The organism is Pseudomonas sp. SMV7 (assembly GCF_052041995.1).
In the GTDB taxonomy this organism is placed as follows: domain Bacteria; phylum Pseudomonadota; class Gammaproteobacteria; order Pseudomonadales; family Pseudomonadaceae; genus Aquipseudomonas.
The window spans coordinates 1-12,941 of the sequence record NZ_JBKGGT010000024.1 but is presented as its reverse complement, the minus strand read 5'-3'; the positions used below and the strand labels follow the sequence as shown (position 1 = coordinate 12,941).

At 63.6% G+C, this 12,941-nt stretch carries 18 protein-coding genes; 12 read left to right on the top strand and 6 right to left on the bottom strand.

Annotated elements, in window-relative coordinates; translation table 11 throughout:
- The gene (locus ACLEJP_RS22725; RefSeq protein WP_440810119.1) at positions 1–699 is read left to right on the top strand and encodes an SPOR domain-containing protein; all 699 of its coding nucleotides are present in this window, start codon (positions 1–3) and stop codon (positions 697–699) included.
- A 42-nt stretch (positions 700–741) separates the two neighbouring features.
- Here the strand turns inward: ACLEJP_RS22725 and ACLEJP_RS22720 are convergent, their stop codons facing one another.
- Positions 742–1,161: an NINE protein gene (locus tag ACLEJP_RS22720; RefSeq protein WP_440810117.1), complete on the bottom strand. Its 420-nt coding sequence runs from the start codon at positions 1,159–1,161 to the stop codon at positions 742–744.
- A gap of 164 nt (positions 1,162–1,325) precedes the next feature.
- Between ACLEJP_RS22720 and ACLEJP_RS22715 the strand changes: the two genes are divergently transcribed.
- The gene (locus ACLEJP_RS22715; protein ID WP_440810114.1) at positions 1,326–1,955 is read left to right on the top strand and encodes a C40 family peptidase; all 630 of its coding nucleotides are present in this window, start codon (positions 1,326–1,328) and stop codon (positions 1,953–1,955) included.
- A 63-nt stretch (positions 1,956–2,018) separates the two neighbouring features.
- Here ACLEJP_RS22715 and ACLEJP_RS22710 read toward each other — a convergent pair whose 3' ends face one another.
- A complete protein-coding gene (locus ACLEJP_RS22710) occupies positions 2,019–3,017 on the bottom strand; it encodes a type IV pilus twitching motility protein PilT (protein ID WP_440810111.1) in 999 nt (332 codons plus the stop codon).
- 65 nt (positions 3,018–3,082) lie between these two features.
- On the opposite strand from ACLEJP_RS22710, the gene ACLEJP_RS22705 reads away from it, so the two are divergent.
- The 9 genes from ACLEJP_RS22705 (at position 3,083) to ACLEJP_RS22665 (ending at position 9,656) form a co-directional block, all read left to right on the top strand.
- Positions 3,083–3,772 carry a YggS family pyridoxal phosphate-dependent enzyme gene (locus tag ACLEJP_RS22705; protein WP_440810108.1) on the top strand — a complete coding sequence of 230 codons (690 nt, stop codon included), beginning with the start codon at positions 3,083–3,085 and terminating at the stop codon, positions 3,770–3,772.
- A 38-nt stretch (positions 3,773–3,810) separates the two neighbouring features.
- Entirely contained in the window at positions 3,811–4,629 is an 819-nt protein-coding gene (proC, locus tag ACLEJP_RS22700) for a pyrroline-5-carboxylate reductase (RefSeq protein WP_440810105.1), read from the top strand.
- 10 nt (positions 4,630–4,639) lie between these two features.
- The gene (locus ACLEJP_RS22695) at positions 4,640–5,230 is read left to right on the top strand and encodes a YggT family protein (RefSeq protein ID WP_114168978.1); all 591 of its coding nucleotides are present in this window, start codon (positions 4,640–4,642) and stop codon (positions 5,228–5,230) included.
- 100 nt (positions 5,231–5,330) lie between these two features.
- Positions 5,331–6,470, top strand: a complete 1,140-nt coding sequence (metX, locus tag ACLEJP_RS22690) for a homoserine O-succinyltransferase MetX (protein ID WP_186672174.1) — start codon at positions 5,331–5,333, stop codon at positions 6,468–6,470.
- A gap of 7 nt (positions 6,471–6,477) precedes the next feature.
- Positions 6,478–7,098 (top strand): methionine biosynthesis protein MetW, encoded by a 621-nt coding sequence (gene metW / locus ACLEJP_RS22685; RefSeq protein WP_225779606.1) that lies wholly within the window; start codon positions 6,478–6,480, stop codon positions 7,096–7,098.
- Positions 7,099–7,120: 22 nt separating this feature from the next.
- A complete protein-coding gene (locus ACLEJP_RS22680; RefSeq protein WP_296232697.1) occupies positions 7,121–7,555 on the top strand; it encodes a DUF4426 domain-containing protein in 435 nt (144 codons plus the stop codon).
- Positions 7,552–8,148, top strand: coding sequence for an RdgB/HAM1 family non-canonical purine NTP pyrophosphatase (gene rdgB, locus ACLEJP_RS22675; RefSeq protein WP_225779608.1), 597 nt, complete (start codon positions 7,552–7,554; stop codon positions 8,146–8,148). Before ACLEJP_RS22680 ends, rdgB begins: the two co-directional genes overlap by 4 nt.
- Positions 8,145–9,320, top strand: coding sequence for a radical SAM family heme chaperone HemW (gene hemW, locus ACLEJP_RS22670; RefSeq protein ID WP_440810099.1), 1,176 nt, complete (start codon positions 8,145–8,147; stop codon positions 9,318–9,320). The genes rdgB and hemW overlap by 4 nt, the downstream gene beginning before the upstream one ends.
- 9 nt (positions 9,321–9,329) lie before the next feature.
- Positions 9,330–9,656, top strand: a complete 327-nt coding sequence (locus ACLEJP_RS22665; RefSeq protein ID WP_023378203.1) for a DUF3392 family protein — start codon at positions 9,330–9,332, stop codon at positions 9,654–9,656.
- Between the two features lie 242 nt (positions 9,657–9,898).
- Here ACLEJP_RS22665 and trmB read toward each other — a convergent pair whose 3' ends face one another.
- The 4 genes from trmB to ACLEJP_RS22645 form a co-directional block, all read right to left on the bottom strand.
- Positions 9,899–10,621, bottom strand: a complete 723-nt coding sequence (gene trmB, locus ACLEJP_RS22660; RefSeq protein ID WP_170033409.1) for a tRNA (guanosine(46)-N7)-methyltransferase TrmB — start codon at positions 10,619–10,621, stop codon at positions 9,899–9,901.
- A 9-nt stretch (positions 10,622–10,630) separates the two neighbouring features.
- Positions 10,631–11,425, bottom strand: coding sequence for a thiazole synthase (locus ACLEJP_RS22655; protein WP_043208630.1), 795 nt, complete (start codon positions 11,423–11,425; stop codon positions 10,631–10,633).
- 54 nt (positions 11,426–11,479) lie between these two features.
- Positions 11,480–11,680, bottom strand: coding sequence for a sulfur carrier protein ThiS (gene thiS / locus ACLEJP_RS22650; protein ID WP_003257817.1), 201 nt, complete (start codon positions 11,678–11,680; stop codon positions 11,480–11,482).
- Between the two features lie 102 nt (positions 11,681–11,782).
- On the bottom strand, positions 11,783–12,154 hold the full coding sequence (locus tag ACLEJP_RS22645) for a DUF423 domain-containing protein (RefSeq protein WP_440810093.1): 372 nt from the start codon (positions 12,152–12,154) through the stop codon (positions 11,783–11,785).
- Positions 12,155–12,218: 64 nt separating this feature from the next.
- On the opposite strand from ACLEJP_RS22645, the gene mtgA reads away from it, so the two are divergent.
- Positions 12,219–12,929 carry a monofunctional biosynthetic peptidoglycan transglycosylase gene (gene mtgA / locus ACLEJP_RS22640; RefSeq protein ID WP_440810090.1) on the top strand — a complete coding sequence of 237 codons (711 nt, stop codon included), beginning with the start codon at positions 12,219–12,221 and terminating at the stop codon, positions 12,927–12,929.
- Positions 12,930–12,941: the final 12 nt, after the last annotated feature.

Below are 12,941 nucleotides of genomic sequence, written 5' to 3'. Positions count from 1 at the left end.
TTGGCTGCCAAGAAAAAACCTGCCCCAAAACGCGGCGCCAGCCGCCAGACGGCACCGGCCAAGCAGCCGATTCCCGGCTGGGTATGGCTGGCGGTCGGCCTGACCGTAGGCGCGTTCATCGTGTTCCTGATGAAGCTCGAGCCTGGTGGCGAAGACATCAAGCGGGCCAAGCCCGAGCAGCAGAAGTCAGAGAAGGTGGCCGAGGCCGGCAAGGCGGCGCCGGCCACGCAGCAGCAGCCGGTGAAGCCGAAGTATGACTTCTATACCCTGCTGCCGGAGACCGAGGTGATCGTGCCGCCGGAAGCCGTACCCGAGAAAACACCGCCCGTCCCGGCCCAGCCGGTGACACCGGTGACCCCTGCCGAAGCGGCGAAGATCGACACGGCGCGCGCCCAGGCGGCGTTGATGGGCCAGACCCCGCCACCGGCACCACCGGTGATCAAGCCGGCGGCAACCACCCAGTTCTTCCTGCAGGCCGGCTCGTTCCGCAAGCAGGCTGACGCCGACAAGGTACGCGCGCAGATCATCCTGCTGGGCCAGGCGGTGAAGGTGGAATCGGGCACGGTCAAGGATGAAACCTGGTACCGCGTCATGGTCGGCCCGTTCAGTAACCGCGAACAGCTGACCGGGGCTCAGAAGCAACTGGCCGGGGCCGGTTTCAGCAACCTGTTGCTGCAACAGCGGCAGACTCGCCAGTAACCTGTGTGGGGCGCCTTGCGCCCCTATCGCGACACAAGGCCCTCAAGCCCGTCCCGCATTCCGCTCGGACACCTGGCTGTTCAACGTCCAGAAGTCGTACAGCACCCCTACCAGGCAGAGCCCGCCGGTAAAGAAGTAGATGATCGCGGTCACCCACTTGCCCTGGTACAACCGGTGCAAGCCGAACACGCCGAGGAAGGTCAGCAGAATCCAGGCGATGTTGTAGTCGATGCGCCCGGACTGGAACCTCAAATCGGCTTCACGGTCCATGGACGGGATCAGGAACAGGTCGATCAACCAGCCGATGCCCAGCAGGCCCAGGGTCAGGAACCAGATGGTGCCGGTAACGGGCTTGCCGTAGTAGAAGCGATGCGACCCGGTGAAGCCGAAAATCCACAACAGGTAGCCAATGGTCTTGCTGTGGGTATCGTGAAACGGCACTCCCTGTTGATAACTGTTCATGCGTAGCTCCTGCGGCTTATCCAAAAATTTTCTAAAAAAAAATGTGACTTTCTCGTTGCAGGCCGACGTACGGCACCCGGCCAGTCGACCAACGGGCCAAAGATTGATCAAAAAGCTGTTATAAAGTTGCGCGCCCAACACAACTATTCATAAGAGCTTCATCTATGCCGCCTTTACTCAAGACATGGCTGACCCTCTGCCTATTATTGCCCCTGGCCGCCCACGCCACCAATCGTGAGCAACGTCTTCCCAATGGTTTCACCGGCTACACTGCCAACGCCTCGGTGAGACACGCGCCGGTCAAGCAGACAGCGCTGCGTACCCGTCCAAGCAATGCAGCCAGCAGCAGCCGCAGCGTGCCGGCCATTGCCATGTCGCCGAAACAGAGCAGCGATGTGCTCAGCCGTGCGGTGAATGTGCTCGGCACCCCTTATGTCTGGGGCGGCAGCAGCCCGAAGAAAGGCTTCGACTGCAGCGGCCTGGTCAAGTACGCCTTCAATGATGTCGCCGACGTCGACCTGCCGCGCACCTCGAACGCCATGGCCCAGGGCCACGGGGTCAAGGTGGCCAAGGGTGACCTGAAGCCGGGTGATCTGATCTTCTTCAATATCAAGAGCCGTCGGGTGAACCACGTTGCCATCTACCTGGGCAATGACCGCTTCATCCATGCCCCGCGCCGTGGCAAACGGGTGAGCATCGACACCCTGAGCAAACCTTACTGGCAGAAGCACTATGTCGTGGCCAAACGGGTGCTGCCGAAAGAACAGCAACAGCTGAACCTGGCCAAGCGCTGATCACTCCTCGGCCTGTTTTTTTGTCCCCATCGCTGGCCAGCCGGCGATGGGGCCGATAAAAAACTAGCAATCCTTGATCACCCCCTTCCCCTTCAACACCTGTAACGCCGCCTCCATCGTCCGCATTCCTTCTGCACCACCCGCCTGCATCACCGAACACAATTGCGCCATCCGTCCCTCCCGCACCAGGTTGCGCACCGCTGGCGTCGCCACCAGCACCTCCCGCGCAGCAACCCGTCCGCCACCCACCCGCCCGACCAGCACCTGCGCCACTACAAGGCGCAACACATCAGCCAGCATCGTCCGTACCAGCGCCTTCTCTTCGGCCGCAAACACCTCCACCAGGCGGTCGATGCTGTTGGCCGCCGAGCGGGTGTGCACGGTTGCCAGCACCAAGTGGCCGGTCTCGGCTGCGCGCAACGCCAGGCGGATGGTTTCCAGGTCGCGCAGTTCGCCGATCATGATCACATCCGGGTCCTGGCGCAGCGCACTGCGTAGCCCCTGTGGATAACCTTCGCAATGGCGGCCGATCTCACGCTGGGTGACCAGGCTGCGCTGGCTGCTGTGGATGACTTCGATCGGGTCTTCAAGCGTGATGATGTGCAACGCCCGGCTCCGGTTCAGCTGGTCGAGCAATGTCGCCAGGGTGCTGGACTTGCCGCTGCCGGTTGGCCCTCCTACCAGGATCAGGCCATCCTGGCACTGCGCAACAGCTTGAAACACATCCTCCAACTCGAGTTCATCTAGCGTGGCAATGCGCCCCGGGATCAGGCGAAAGGTGACTGCCAAGCCATTCAACTGGCGATACAGGTTCAGCCGAAAGCGCCCCAGCATGGGCAGTTCCAGCGCCAGGTCCAGTTCACCACCCTGGGCCCACCGCCGTTGCTGGTCCGTGTCCAACAGGGCCGCCATGCCTTCGTTCAAGGCGGCCGCAGCCAAGGCCGGCATGGCCATGCGCTGCAACGCGCCATCCAGGCGCAACATCGGTATCTGGCCCGCCACCAGGTGCAGGTCGGACGCCCCTGCATCCACGGCCTGGGCCAACAGGTCGGTCACTTCCATGAGACTCCCCAAAGGCTTGCAAGTCGGTAGAATGCCGCAAACCCTAAAGCCGTCGGCATCAGTCCATGTCCACCCTAGCAGACAACCTTTCCGCCATTTCCGCCCGTATCGCCAGCGCTGCCCAGGCTGCCGGGCGTGATCCGGCCAGCGTCCAGCTGCTGGCCGTGAGCAAGACCAAGCCCGCCAGCGCCATCCGCGAGATCCACGCCGCTGGCGTCCGTGATGTGGGTGAAAACTACCTACAAGAAGCGCTGACAAAGCAGCAGGCACTTAGCGACTTACCCTTGATCTGGCACTTCATCGGCCCCATTCAGTCGAACAAGACCAAAGCTATCGCCGAGCATTTCGACTGGGTACATTCCGTGGACCGTCTGAAGATCGCCCAACGCCTGTCGGAACAGCGTCCTGCCGGGCTGGCGCCGCTGAATATCTGCCTGCAGGTGAACGTCAGCGGCGAAGACAGCAAATCCGGCTGCGCACCGGCTGAGCTGCCGGCCCTGGCCAAGGCGGTAGCCGCGCTGCCCAACCTGCAGCTGCGCGGGTTGATGGCCATTCCCGAACCCACCGATGACCGCGCCGCCCAGGAGGCCGCCTTTGCTACCCTGCGCCAATTGCAGGAAAGCCTGGGCCTTGGCTTGGACACCCTGTCCATGGGCATGAGCCACGACCTGGAGGCGGCCATTGCCCAGGGCGCGACGTGGGTGCGTATCGGTACTGCCCTGTTCGGTGCCCGCGATTACAGCGGCCACGCCTGATCCCATGCTTTACTCACTCTTTCCAACAAGGACCTGACATGAGCAAGACACGTATTGCCTTTATCGGCGCCGGCAACATGGCCGCCAGCCTGATCGGTGGTCTGCGTGCCCAGGGCCTGGACGCCTCGCAGATCCGCGCCAGCGACCCGGGCGCCGAGACCCGCAGCCGCATCCAGGCCGAACACGGCATCGAAACCTTCGAGAACAACGCCCAGGCCATCGACGGCGCCGACGTGATCGTGCTGGCGGTCAAGCCGCAGGTCATGAAAGCCGTGTGTCAGACGCTGCAACCGCACCTGCAAGGTGGTCAGCTGATCGTTTCCATCGCCGCTGGCATCACCTGCGCCAGCCTGCAAAGCTGGCTTGGCGCTCGCCCGGTGGTACGCTGCATGCCCAACACCCCCGCACTGCTGCGCCAAGGCGTGAGCGGCCTGTACGCGACCGCAGAGGTTTCCGCCGAACAGCGCCAGCAGGCCGAGCAACTGCTGTCGGCCGTGGGCACCGCCCTGTGGCTGCAGCAGGAACAGCAACTGGACGCGGTGACAGCGGTCTCCGGCAGCGGCCCGGCGTATTTCTTCCTGCTGATCGAAGCCATGACCGCAGCAGGCGAAAAGCTCGGCCTGCCACGCGAAACTGCCTCTCAGCTGACCTTGCAGACGGCCTTGGGCGCTGCGCACATGGCGGTCGCCAGCGATGTCGATGCCGCTGAGCTGCGCCGCCGTGTCACCTCGCCCGCCGGTACCACCGAGGCAGCGATCAAATCGTTCCAGGCCAGCGGTTTCGAAGCCATCGTCGAACAGGCCCTGCAGGCTGCCGCCACACGCTCTGCGGAGCTGGCCGAACAACTGGGCAAATAAGGAGTTCCAGATGAATGCACTGTCCGGCGCCGCGATCTTCGTGGTGCAAACCCTGGTCAGCCTGTACCTGGTGATCGTCCTGCTGCGCTTCGTGCTGCAGCTGGTCAAGGCCAACTTCTACAACCCGCTCTGCCAGTTCGCGGTACGCGCCACCCAGCCGCTGCTCAAGCCGATTCGCCGGGTCATCCCCAGTGTCGGCGGGCTGGACACTTCGTCGCTGCTGCTGTCGGTGGTCATCCAGGCGCTGTTGATGGGTTTCGTGCTGATGGTCACCTACGGCACCTTCGGTGACATCCTGCACCTGCTGATGTGGGCAATCATCGGGATCACCTCATTGTTCCTGAAGATCTTCTGGGTGGCGATGATCGTCATGGTGATCGTTTCCTGGGTAGCGCCCAACAGCCACAACCCGGCTGCGGAGCTGGCCTACCAGATCAGCGAACCGGTGCTGGCACCGTTCCGCCGCATCGTGCCCAACCTGGGCGGCATGGACATCTCGCCAATCTTCGCCTTCCTCGCGATCCAGGTGATTCAGTCGTTCGTCATGCCGCCGCTGGCCGCCTACGCCGGCATGCCACAAGAGCTGTGGCGAATGATCTGAGCGGCCCCCGGCCCTGGTTGCTTTCCAGCGGCAAGCCTCTGCTTGCCGCTGGGGGTAGCGCTCTTTAGACTGACGCCTCCGTCAAGCGTGAGCAGGGTCGATGTCCACTGTCTTTCCCGAAGATTCCGTCGGTCTGGTAGTACCGCAAACAGCCCGGTTCGATGAACCGCTGGCCCTGGCCTGTGGCCGCTCGCTGGCCAGTTATGAACTGGTCTACGAAACCTATGGCACCCTCAACGCCAGCGCCAGCAACGCCGTGCTGATCTGCCATGCCCTGTCCGGCCACCACCATGCCGCTGGCTACCATGCCGCCACCGACCGCAAGCCGGGCTGGTGGGACAGCTGCATCGGCCCGGGCAAGCCGATCGACACCAACCGCTTCTTCGTGGTCAGCCTGAACAACCTGGGCGGCTGCAACGGCAGTACCGGCCCCAGCAGCATCAACCCGGCCACCGGCAAGCCCTATGGCGCCGATTTCCCGGTGCTGACCGTGGAAGACTGGGTACATAGCCAGGTGCGCCTGGCCGAACGCCTGGGCATCCAGCAATGGGCTGCGGTGGTCGGCGGCAGCCTGGGCGGCATGCAGGCGCTGCAGTGGACCATCAGCTACCCCGAACGCGTGCGCCATTGTGTCGATATCGCCTCGGCGCCCAAGCTGTCGGCACAGAACATCGCCTTCAACGAAGTGGCGCGCCAGGCCATCCTCACCGACCCTGAATTCCACGGTGGTTCGTTCCAGGACCAGGGCGTGATCCCCAAGCGGGGCCTGATGCTGGCGCGCATGGTCGGCCACATCACCTACCTGTCCGACGACTCGATGGGCGAGAAATTCGGCCGTGAGCTGAAGAGCGACAAGCTCAACTACGACTTCCATAGCGTCGAATTCCAGGTCGAAAGCTACTTGCGCTACCAGGGCGAGGAATTCTCCGGCCGTTTCGATGCCAACACCTACCTGCTGATGACCAAGGCGCTGGACTACTTCGACCCGGCCGCTGCCCATGGTGGCGACCTGGCGGCCACCCTGGCCCACGTCAAGGCGGACTACTGCATCATGTCATTCACCACCGACTGGCGCTTCTCCCCGGCCCGCTCGCGCGAAATCGTCAACGCCCTGATGGCCGCACGCAAGAACGTCTGCTACCTGGAGATCGATTCGCCGTATGGCCACGATGCCTTCCTGATCCCCACGCCTCGCTACATGCAGGGTTTCGCGAACTACATGAACCGCATTGCCATCTGAGGACAGCATGAGAGCCGATCTGGAAATCATCCACGACTGGATCCCCGCCGGCAGCCGGGTACTCGACCTGGGCTGCGGCAATGGTGAACTGCTGGCCTCGCTGCGTGACCGCAAGCAGGTCACCGGTTATGGCCTGGAAATCGACGCCGACAATATCGCCGCCTGCGTGGCCAAGGGCGTCAACGTCATCGAGCAGGACCTGGACAAAGGCCTGGGCAACTTCGCCAGCAACAGTTTCGACGTGGTGATCATGACCCAGGCCCTGCAGGCCGTGGAGTACCCCGACCGCATTCTCGACGAGATGCTCCGCGTGGGCCGCCAGTGCATCATCACCTTCCCCAATTTTGGCCACTGGCGCTGCCGCTGGTACCTGGCGACCAAGGGCCGCATGCCAGTGTCGGACTTCATGCCGTACACCTGGTACAACACGCCGAACATCCACTTCTGCACCTTTGCCGATTTCGAGGAACTGGTGCACGAGCGCAAGGCCAAGGTGCTTGACCGCCTGGCTGTCGACCACTTGCACCGTAATGGGTGGGGTGGCCGGCTTTGGCCTAATCTTCTAGGAGAGATCGGTATCTACCGCGTCAGCAGCCCGGGCCTGCAAGAGCACCAGCTCGCTGTCTGACGCCCAGCGGAGGAACCACCCCATGCGTCGCCTAGCCCTGTTCCTGATCAGCCTGTGCCTGGCCCTGCCGGTACTGGCTGCCGATGCAGCCCGCCCCGAGCGCAAGGAAGTGTTTGGCGACGTGACGGTGCACTACAGCGCGTTTACCTCAAGCATGCTGACACCGGAGGTGGCTGCGGCCACCGGGCTGGTACGCAGCAAGAACCAGGGCGTGCTCAATATTGCCGTGCTCAGGGCCAACAAACCCGCCATGGCGGTGGTCAGCGGCACAGTCAAGGACCTGACCGGGCGCAGCAGCCCGCTGTCGTTCAAGCAGATCAACGAGCAAGGCGCGGTGTATTACATCGCCCAGTTCAAGATCGACCAGGCAGAGACCGTCACCTTCGACCTCAATATCGAAACCGGCGGCATCAGCAACTCTCTCAGCTTCAACCAGGAAGTGTTCCCAGGCGAATGATGAATTTCCAGCAACTCGTATTGGCCAGCCACAACGCCGGCAAACTCAAGGAACTCCAGGCCATGCTCGGCGCGTCCGTGCAACTGCGCTCGATCGGCGAGTTCAGCCAGGTGGAGCCGGAAGAAACCGGCCTGTCGTTCGTCGAGAACGCCATCCTCAAGGCGCGTAATGCCGCACGCATTTCCGGCTTGCCGGCCCTGGCCGACGATTCCGGCCTGGCAGTGGACTTCCTCGGTGGGGCGCCGGGTATCTATTCGGCGCGTTATGCCGACGGCAAGGGTGATGCGGCGAACAACGCCAAGCTGCTCGAAGCCCTGAAAGATGTACCCGAAGCCGAGCGCGGTGCGCAGTTCGTCTGCGTGCTGGCACTGGTGCGCCATGCCGACGACCCGCTGCCGATCCTGTGCGAAGGCTTGTGGCACGGGCGCATCCTGTTCGAGGCCAGCGGCGAGCACGGCTTTGGCTATGACCCGCTGTTCTGGGTACCGGAGCGCGGCTGTTCCAGCGCCGAACTGGCCCCTGCAGAGAAGAACCAGCTCAGCCACCGCGCGCGCGCTATGGCCCTGCTGCGTCAACGTCTGGGCCTGGCATGATCGACACGCTGTCCACCCCCGGCGCGGCGGGTTTCACCAGCCTGCCGCCGCTGGCGCTGTACATCCACATCCCGTGGTGCGTACGCAAATGCCCGTATTGCGACTTCAATTCCCACGCCGCCGGGCCTGATCTGCCAGAAGACGCCTATGTCGCAGCCCTGCTGAGTGACCTCGACCAGGAACTGGCCGCCGTGCAAGGCCGGCCGATCAGCTCGATTTTCTTCGGTGGCGGTACGCCCAGCCTGTTCAGCGCCGATGCCCTCGGCCGGCTGCTGCAAGGCGTGGAGCAACGCATTGCGTTTGCACCAGACATCGAAATCACCCTGGAGGCCAACCCGGGCACGTTCGAGCAGGACAAGTTCAAGGCCTACCGGCAAACCGGCATCAACCGCCTGTCGATAGGTGTGCAGAGCTTCCAGCCAGCCAAGCTGCAGGCGCTGGGACGCATCCACAATGGCGATGAAGCGGTCCGCGCCGCCGGCATGGCGCGTGCCGCCGGCTTCGACAACTTCAACATGGACCTGATGCACGGCCTGCCCGAGCAGTCGCTGGACGACGCGCTGGGCGACCTGCGCCAGGCCATCGACCTGGGGCCCACGCACCTGTCGTGGTACCAGCTGACCGTGGAACCGAACACGGTGTTCTGGAACCAGCCGCCAGAGCTTCCCGAGGACGACATCCTCTGGGACATCCAGGAAGCCGGCCAAGCGCTGATGGCCGGCCACGGCTTTCGCCAGTACGAGGTCTCGGCCTATGCCCAGGCTGGTCGCGCAGCGCGGCACAACCTCAATTACTGGCGCTTTGGCGACTTCATCGGTATCGGTGCCGGTGCTCACGGCAAACTGACCTTCGCCGACGGGCGCATTCTGCGCACCTGGAAGACCCGTCTGCCCAAGGACTACCTGAACCTGGCCAAGCCGTTCAAAGCCGGCGAAAAGCTGCTGCCGGTCGACGAACTGCCGTTCGAGTTCCTGATGAATGCCCTGCGCCTGACCGAGGGCGTGGAAGCCGAACTGTTCACCCAGCGCACCGGGTTGCCACTCGAACAGCTGCGCGAAGCGCGGCGCGCCGCCGAACAAAAGGGCCTTTTGCAGGTCGAAGCGGATCGACTGGTGGCCACGCCGCGGGGCCAGTTGTTCCTCAATGACCTGCTGCAGTATTTCTTGAGCTAAGGATGACCCATGGATCTGGTACTTGATCTGCTCGCGACGGTTTCCCGCTGGAGCCGCAGCAACCTGTCGGAAATTTCGCTGGCCTTGGTAGGCTGCCTGCTGGTGCTGTTCGGCACCGATATCAAAGGCTGGGTGGAACAGCGCCTGGGCGGTTTGGCCGGCGCCCTGCGCGTGCCATTCATGGCCTTGCTGGTGATGATCGGCAGTGGTGCAGCGTTGATCTATGCCACACCATGGGTGGTGAAGGGGCTGGGCCAGTTCAACAACTATGCGCTGGCGCCGGTGTTGCTGGTGGTACTGGTGTTGATTGGGGTAGTGGCTGATCGGCGGGGCTGAGCCAGTCCACGCAGGGGCTGCGTGATGGTGATCTGCAGGCAGCGGGCGCAAGCCGCTGTTGTTGTGCCGGGGCGGAAATCGAGCGCCGCCCGCGCGGCGCATCGCGGATAAATCCGCTCCTATCTTTATTGCAACGTGGCCATGCCTGTGAGGCCGTGGTTGTCAGCCGGTTTGCTCAGGCCAGTCAAAAAAACCGCCCTTCTCAAGGCGGTTTTTTCACATGGAAAGGCCATATCGGCCGATCAATCCACCTTCTCGAACTTCAAATCCCAAACCCCATGCCCCAGCCGCTCGCCGCGGCGTTCGAACTTGGTGATCGGGCGCTCTTCCGGGCGCGGCACGTAGGTGCCATCGGCCGCACGGTTGCGATAGCCCGGGGCCGCGCTCATCACCTCCAGCATGTACTCGGCATACGGCTCCCAGTCGGTAGCCATGTGGAACACACCGCCCGGCTTGAGCTTGCGCCGCACCAGCTCGGCGAACTCCAGCTGAACGATGCGGCGCTTGTGGTGGCGTGCCTTGTGCCATGGGTCCGGGAAGAACAGCATCAACCGGTCGAGGCTGTTGTCCGCCACGCAGCGGTTCAGCACTTCGATAGCATCGCAGTCATACACCCGCAGGTTCTTCAGCCCCTGGGTCAGCACGCCATTGAGCAGCGCGCCCACGCCCGGGCGGTGCACTTCCACACCGATGAAGTCCTGCTCCGGCGCGGCAGCCGCCATTTCCAGCAGCGAATGGCCCATGCCAAAGCCGATCTCCAGGGTGCGCGGCGCCGAACGGCCGAACACCTGGTCGTAGTCCACCGGGCTGTCGGCCAGCGGCAGGATGTACAGCGGGCCACCCTGCTCCAGGCCGCGTTGCTGGCCTTCGGTCATGCGCCCGGCGCGCATCACGAAACTCTTGATGCGGCGGTGCGGGCGGGCTTCGCCGTCAGGGGTGCTCGGCGTATCGTGCGATTCAGTCATCAGGGGCTCTTACTTGATCAGACCTTCCAGCGGCGAAGAGGCGCTGGCATAGAGTTTCTTCGGCATACGGCCGGCCAGGTAGGCCATGCGGCCGGCGACGATGGCGTGCTTCATGGCCTCGGCCATCAGTACCGGCTGTTGGGCGTGGGCAATGGCCGAGTTCATCAGCACCGCTTCGCAGCCCATTTCCATGGCAATGGTGGCGTCGGAAGCAGTACCCACGCCGGCATCGACCAGCACCGGCACCTTGGATTCTTCCAGGATGATCTGCAGGTTGTAGGGGTTGCAGATACCCAGGCCGGTACCGATCAGGCCAGCCAGGGGCATGACCGCGATGCAGCCGGCTTCGGCCAGCTGGCGGGCGATGATCGGGTCGTCGCTGGTGTAGACCATCACGTCGAAACCGTCCTTGACCAGCACTTCGGCGGCCTTCAGGGTTTCGATCACGTTGGGGAACAGGGTTTTCTGGTCAGCCAGTACTTCCAGCTTGACCAGGTTGTGGCCATCCAGCAGCTCGCGGGCCAGACGGCAGGTGCGCACGGCCTCGACCGCGTCATAGCAGCCAGCGGTGTTCGGCAGGATGGTATAGCGGTCCGGTGGCAACACATCGAGCAGGTTCGGCTCGCCCGGGTTCTGGCCGATGTTGGTACGGCGCACGGCAACGGTGACGATCTCGGCTCCCGAGGCCTCGATGGCCAGGCGGGTTTCCTCCATGTCACGGTACTTGCCGGTACCGACCAGCAGGCGCGACTGGAAGGTACGCCCGGCCAGGGTGAAGGGCTTGTCGCTACGAACGTTGCTCATGGTTGTTCCTCGGGAAAAGGTTGCAGGGCTTGCAGGTGAACCGCCGGGCCGCGGTCAGCCGCCACCAATGGCGTGGACCACCTCGACCTGGTCGCCATCATTCAGCAGCGTGCTGTCGTGCTGGCTACGCGGCACGATATCCAGGTTCAGTTCCACCGCGACGCGACGCCCGGTCAGCTCCAGGCGGGCCAGGAGGGCTGCGACGGACTCGCCAGCGGGCAATTCGTAAGGTTCACCGTTCAATTGAATGCGCATGCGCACGGCCACCATTGTGCTTTGGGGCCCGCATTCTAGCGCCGAACCGCCCTGCAACCCAAGGGCGCTGCACGCCATTAGTCGCGATTGTGGACTACTAGGTCAGCCCAGCCGCCACGCCGCGAGGCCCAGACACAACCAACCGGCCAGGAAGCAAACGCCACCCAGGGGAGTGATGATGCCGAGCTTGCCCAGGCCGCTGAGGGTCAGCAGGTACAGGCTACCGGAGAACAGCACTATGCCCAGGGCAAACAGCGCGCCCGCCCAGCCGACCAGGCGCCCGGGCAGGTGCACCGAGAGCAGCGCGACGCCAAAGATCGCCAGGGCGTGCACCAACTGGTAGGTCACACCGGTCTGGAAGATCGCCAGGTAGTCGGTTGTCAGCCGGCTTTTCAGGCCGTGGGCGGCAAAAGCGCCCAGGGCGACACCGGTAAAGCCGAAAAAGGCGGCAAGCATCAGGAAGCTGCGAAGCATGGGACGACTCCTCGGATCGGGTCTGTATAATGGCCCCTTCCATCCGTACGGCCAAGCCATCGCCATGCTGCCAACCCTTCTCCGCCGCCTCTCCCGCGCCCTGCTCTGGTTCGCCGCCGGCAGCATCGTGCTGGTACTGGTGTTCCGCTGGGTGCCGCCACCTGGCACGGCACTGATGGTCGAGCGCAAGGTGCAGTCTTGGGTGAATGGCGAGCCGATCGACCTGCAGCGGGACTGGGAGCCTTGGGAAAACATCTCCGACGAGCTCAAGGTCGCGGTCATCGCTGGCGAGGACCAGAAGTTCGCCAGCCATTGGGGCTTCGACATTCCGGCCATCCAGGCGGCGCTGGCCTACAACGAGCGTGGCGGCAGCATTCGTGGGGCCAGCACCCTGACCCAGCAAGTGGCCAAGAACCTGTTCCTGTGGTCCGGGCGCAGCTGGTTGCGCAAAGGGCTGGAGGCCTGGTTCACCGCGCTGATCGAGTTGTTCTGGTCGAAGGAACGGATTCTCGAGGTCTACCTGAACAGTGCCGAATGGGGCAAGGGTGTGTTCGGCGCCCAGGCGGCGGCGCGTTACCACTTTGGCGTTGATGCCAGCCGGCTCAGCCGCCAGCAGGCGGCGCAGCTGGCGGCAGTGCTGCCAAGCCCGATCAAGTGGAGTGCCAGTCGACCGAGCGCCTATGTGGCCAGCCGGGCCGGGTGGATTCGGCGGCAGATGAGCCAGCTGGGTGGGCCCAGCTATCTGATGCAGCTCGACACTTCGCGCAAGCCTTGAGGGCCTCTTCGC

Coding starts and splice junctions, on each gene's coding strand:
- ACLEJP_RS22720 (WP_440810117.1), bottom strand. CDS start 1,161: ATGAACAGTTATCAACAGGGAGTGCCGTTTCACGATACCCACAGCAAG.
- ACLEJP_RS22715 (WP_440810114.1), top strand. CDS start 1,326: ATGCCGCCTTTACTCAAGACATGGCTGACCCTCTGCCTATTATTGCCC.
- ACLEJP_RS22710 (WP_440810111.1), bottom strand. CDS start 3,017: ATGGAAGTGACCGACCTGTTGGCCCAGGCCGTGGATGCAGGGGCGTCC.
- ACLEJP_RS22705 (WP_440810108.1), top strand. CDS start 3,083: ATGTCCACCCTAGCAGACAACCTTTCCGCCATTTCCGCCCGTATCGCC.
- proC (WP_440810105.1), top strand. CDS start 3,811: ATGAGCAAGACACGTATTGCCTTTATCGGCGCCGGCAACATGGCCGCC.
- ACLEJP_RS22695 (WP_114168978.1), top strand. CDS start 4,640: ATGAATGCACTGTCCGGCGCCGCGATCTTCGTGGTGCAAACCCTGGTC.
- metX (WP_186672174.1), top strand. CDS start 5,331: ATGTCCACTGTCTTTCCCGAAGATTCCGTCGGTCTGGTAGTACCGCAA.
- metW (WP_225779606.1), top strand. CDS start 6,478: ATGAGAGCCGATCTGGAAATCATCCACGACTGGATCCCCGCCGGCAGC.
- ACLEJP_RS22680 (WP_296232697.1), top strand. CDS start 7,121: ATGCGTCGCCTAGCCCTGTTCCTGATCAGCCTGTGCCTGGCCCTGCCG.
- rdgB (WP_225779608.1), top strand. CDS start 7,552: ATGATGAATTTCCAGCAACTCGTATTGGCCAGCCACAACGCCGGCAAA.
- hemW (WP_440810099.1), top strand. CDS start 8,145: ATGATCGACACGCTGTCCACCCCCGGCGCGGCGGGTTTCACCAGCCTG.
- ACLEJP_RS22665 (WP_023378203.1), top strand. CDS start 9,330: ATGGATCTGGTACTTGATCTGCTCGCGACGGTTTCCCGCTGGAGCCGC.
- trmB (WP_170033409.1), bottom strand. CDS start 10,621: ATGACTGAATCGCACGATACGCCGAGCACCCCTGACGGCGAAGCCCGC.
- ACLEJP_RS22655 (WP_043208630.1), bottom strand. CDS start 11,425: ATGAGCAACGTTCGTAGCGACAAGCCCTTCACCCTGGCCGGGCGTACC.
- thiS (WP_003257817.1), bottom strand. CDS start 11,680: ATGCGCATTCAATTGAACGGTGAACCTTACGAATTGCCCGCTGGCGAG.
- ACLEJP_RS22645 (WP_440810093.1), bottom strand. CDS start 12,154: ATGCTTCGCAGCTTCCTGATGCTTGCCGCCTTTTTCGGCTTTACCGGT.
- mtgA (WP_440810090.1), top strand. CDS start 12,219: ATGCTGCCAACCCTTCTCCGCCGCCTCTCCCGCGCCCTGCTCTGGTTC.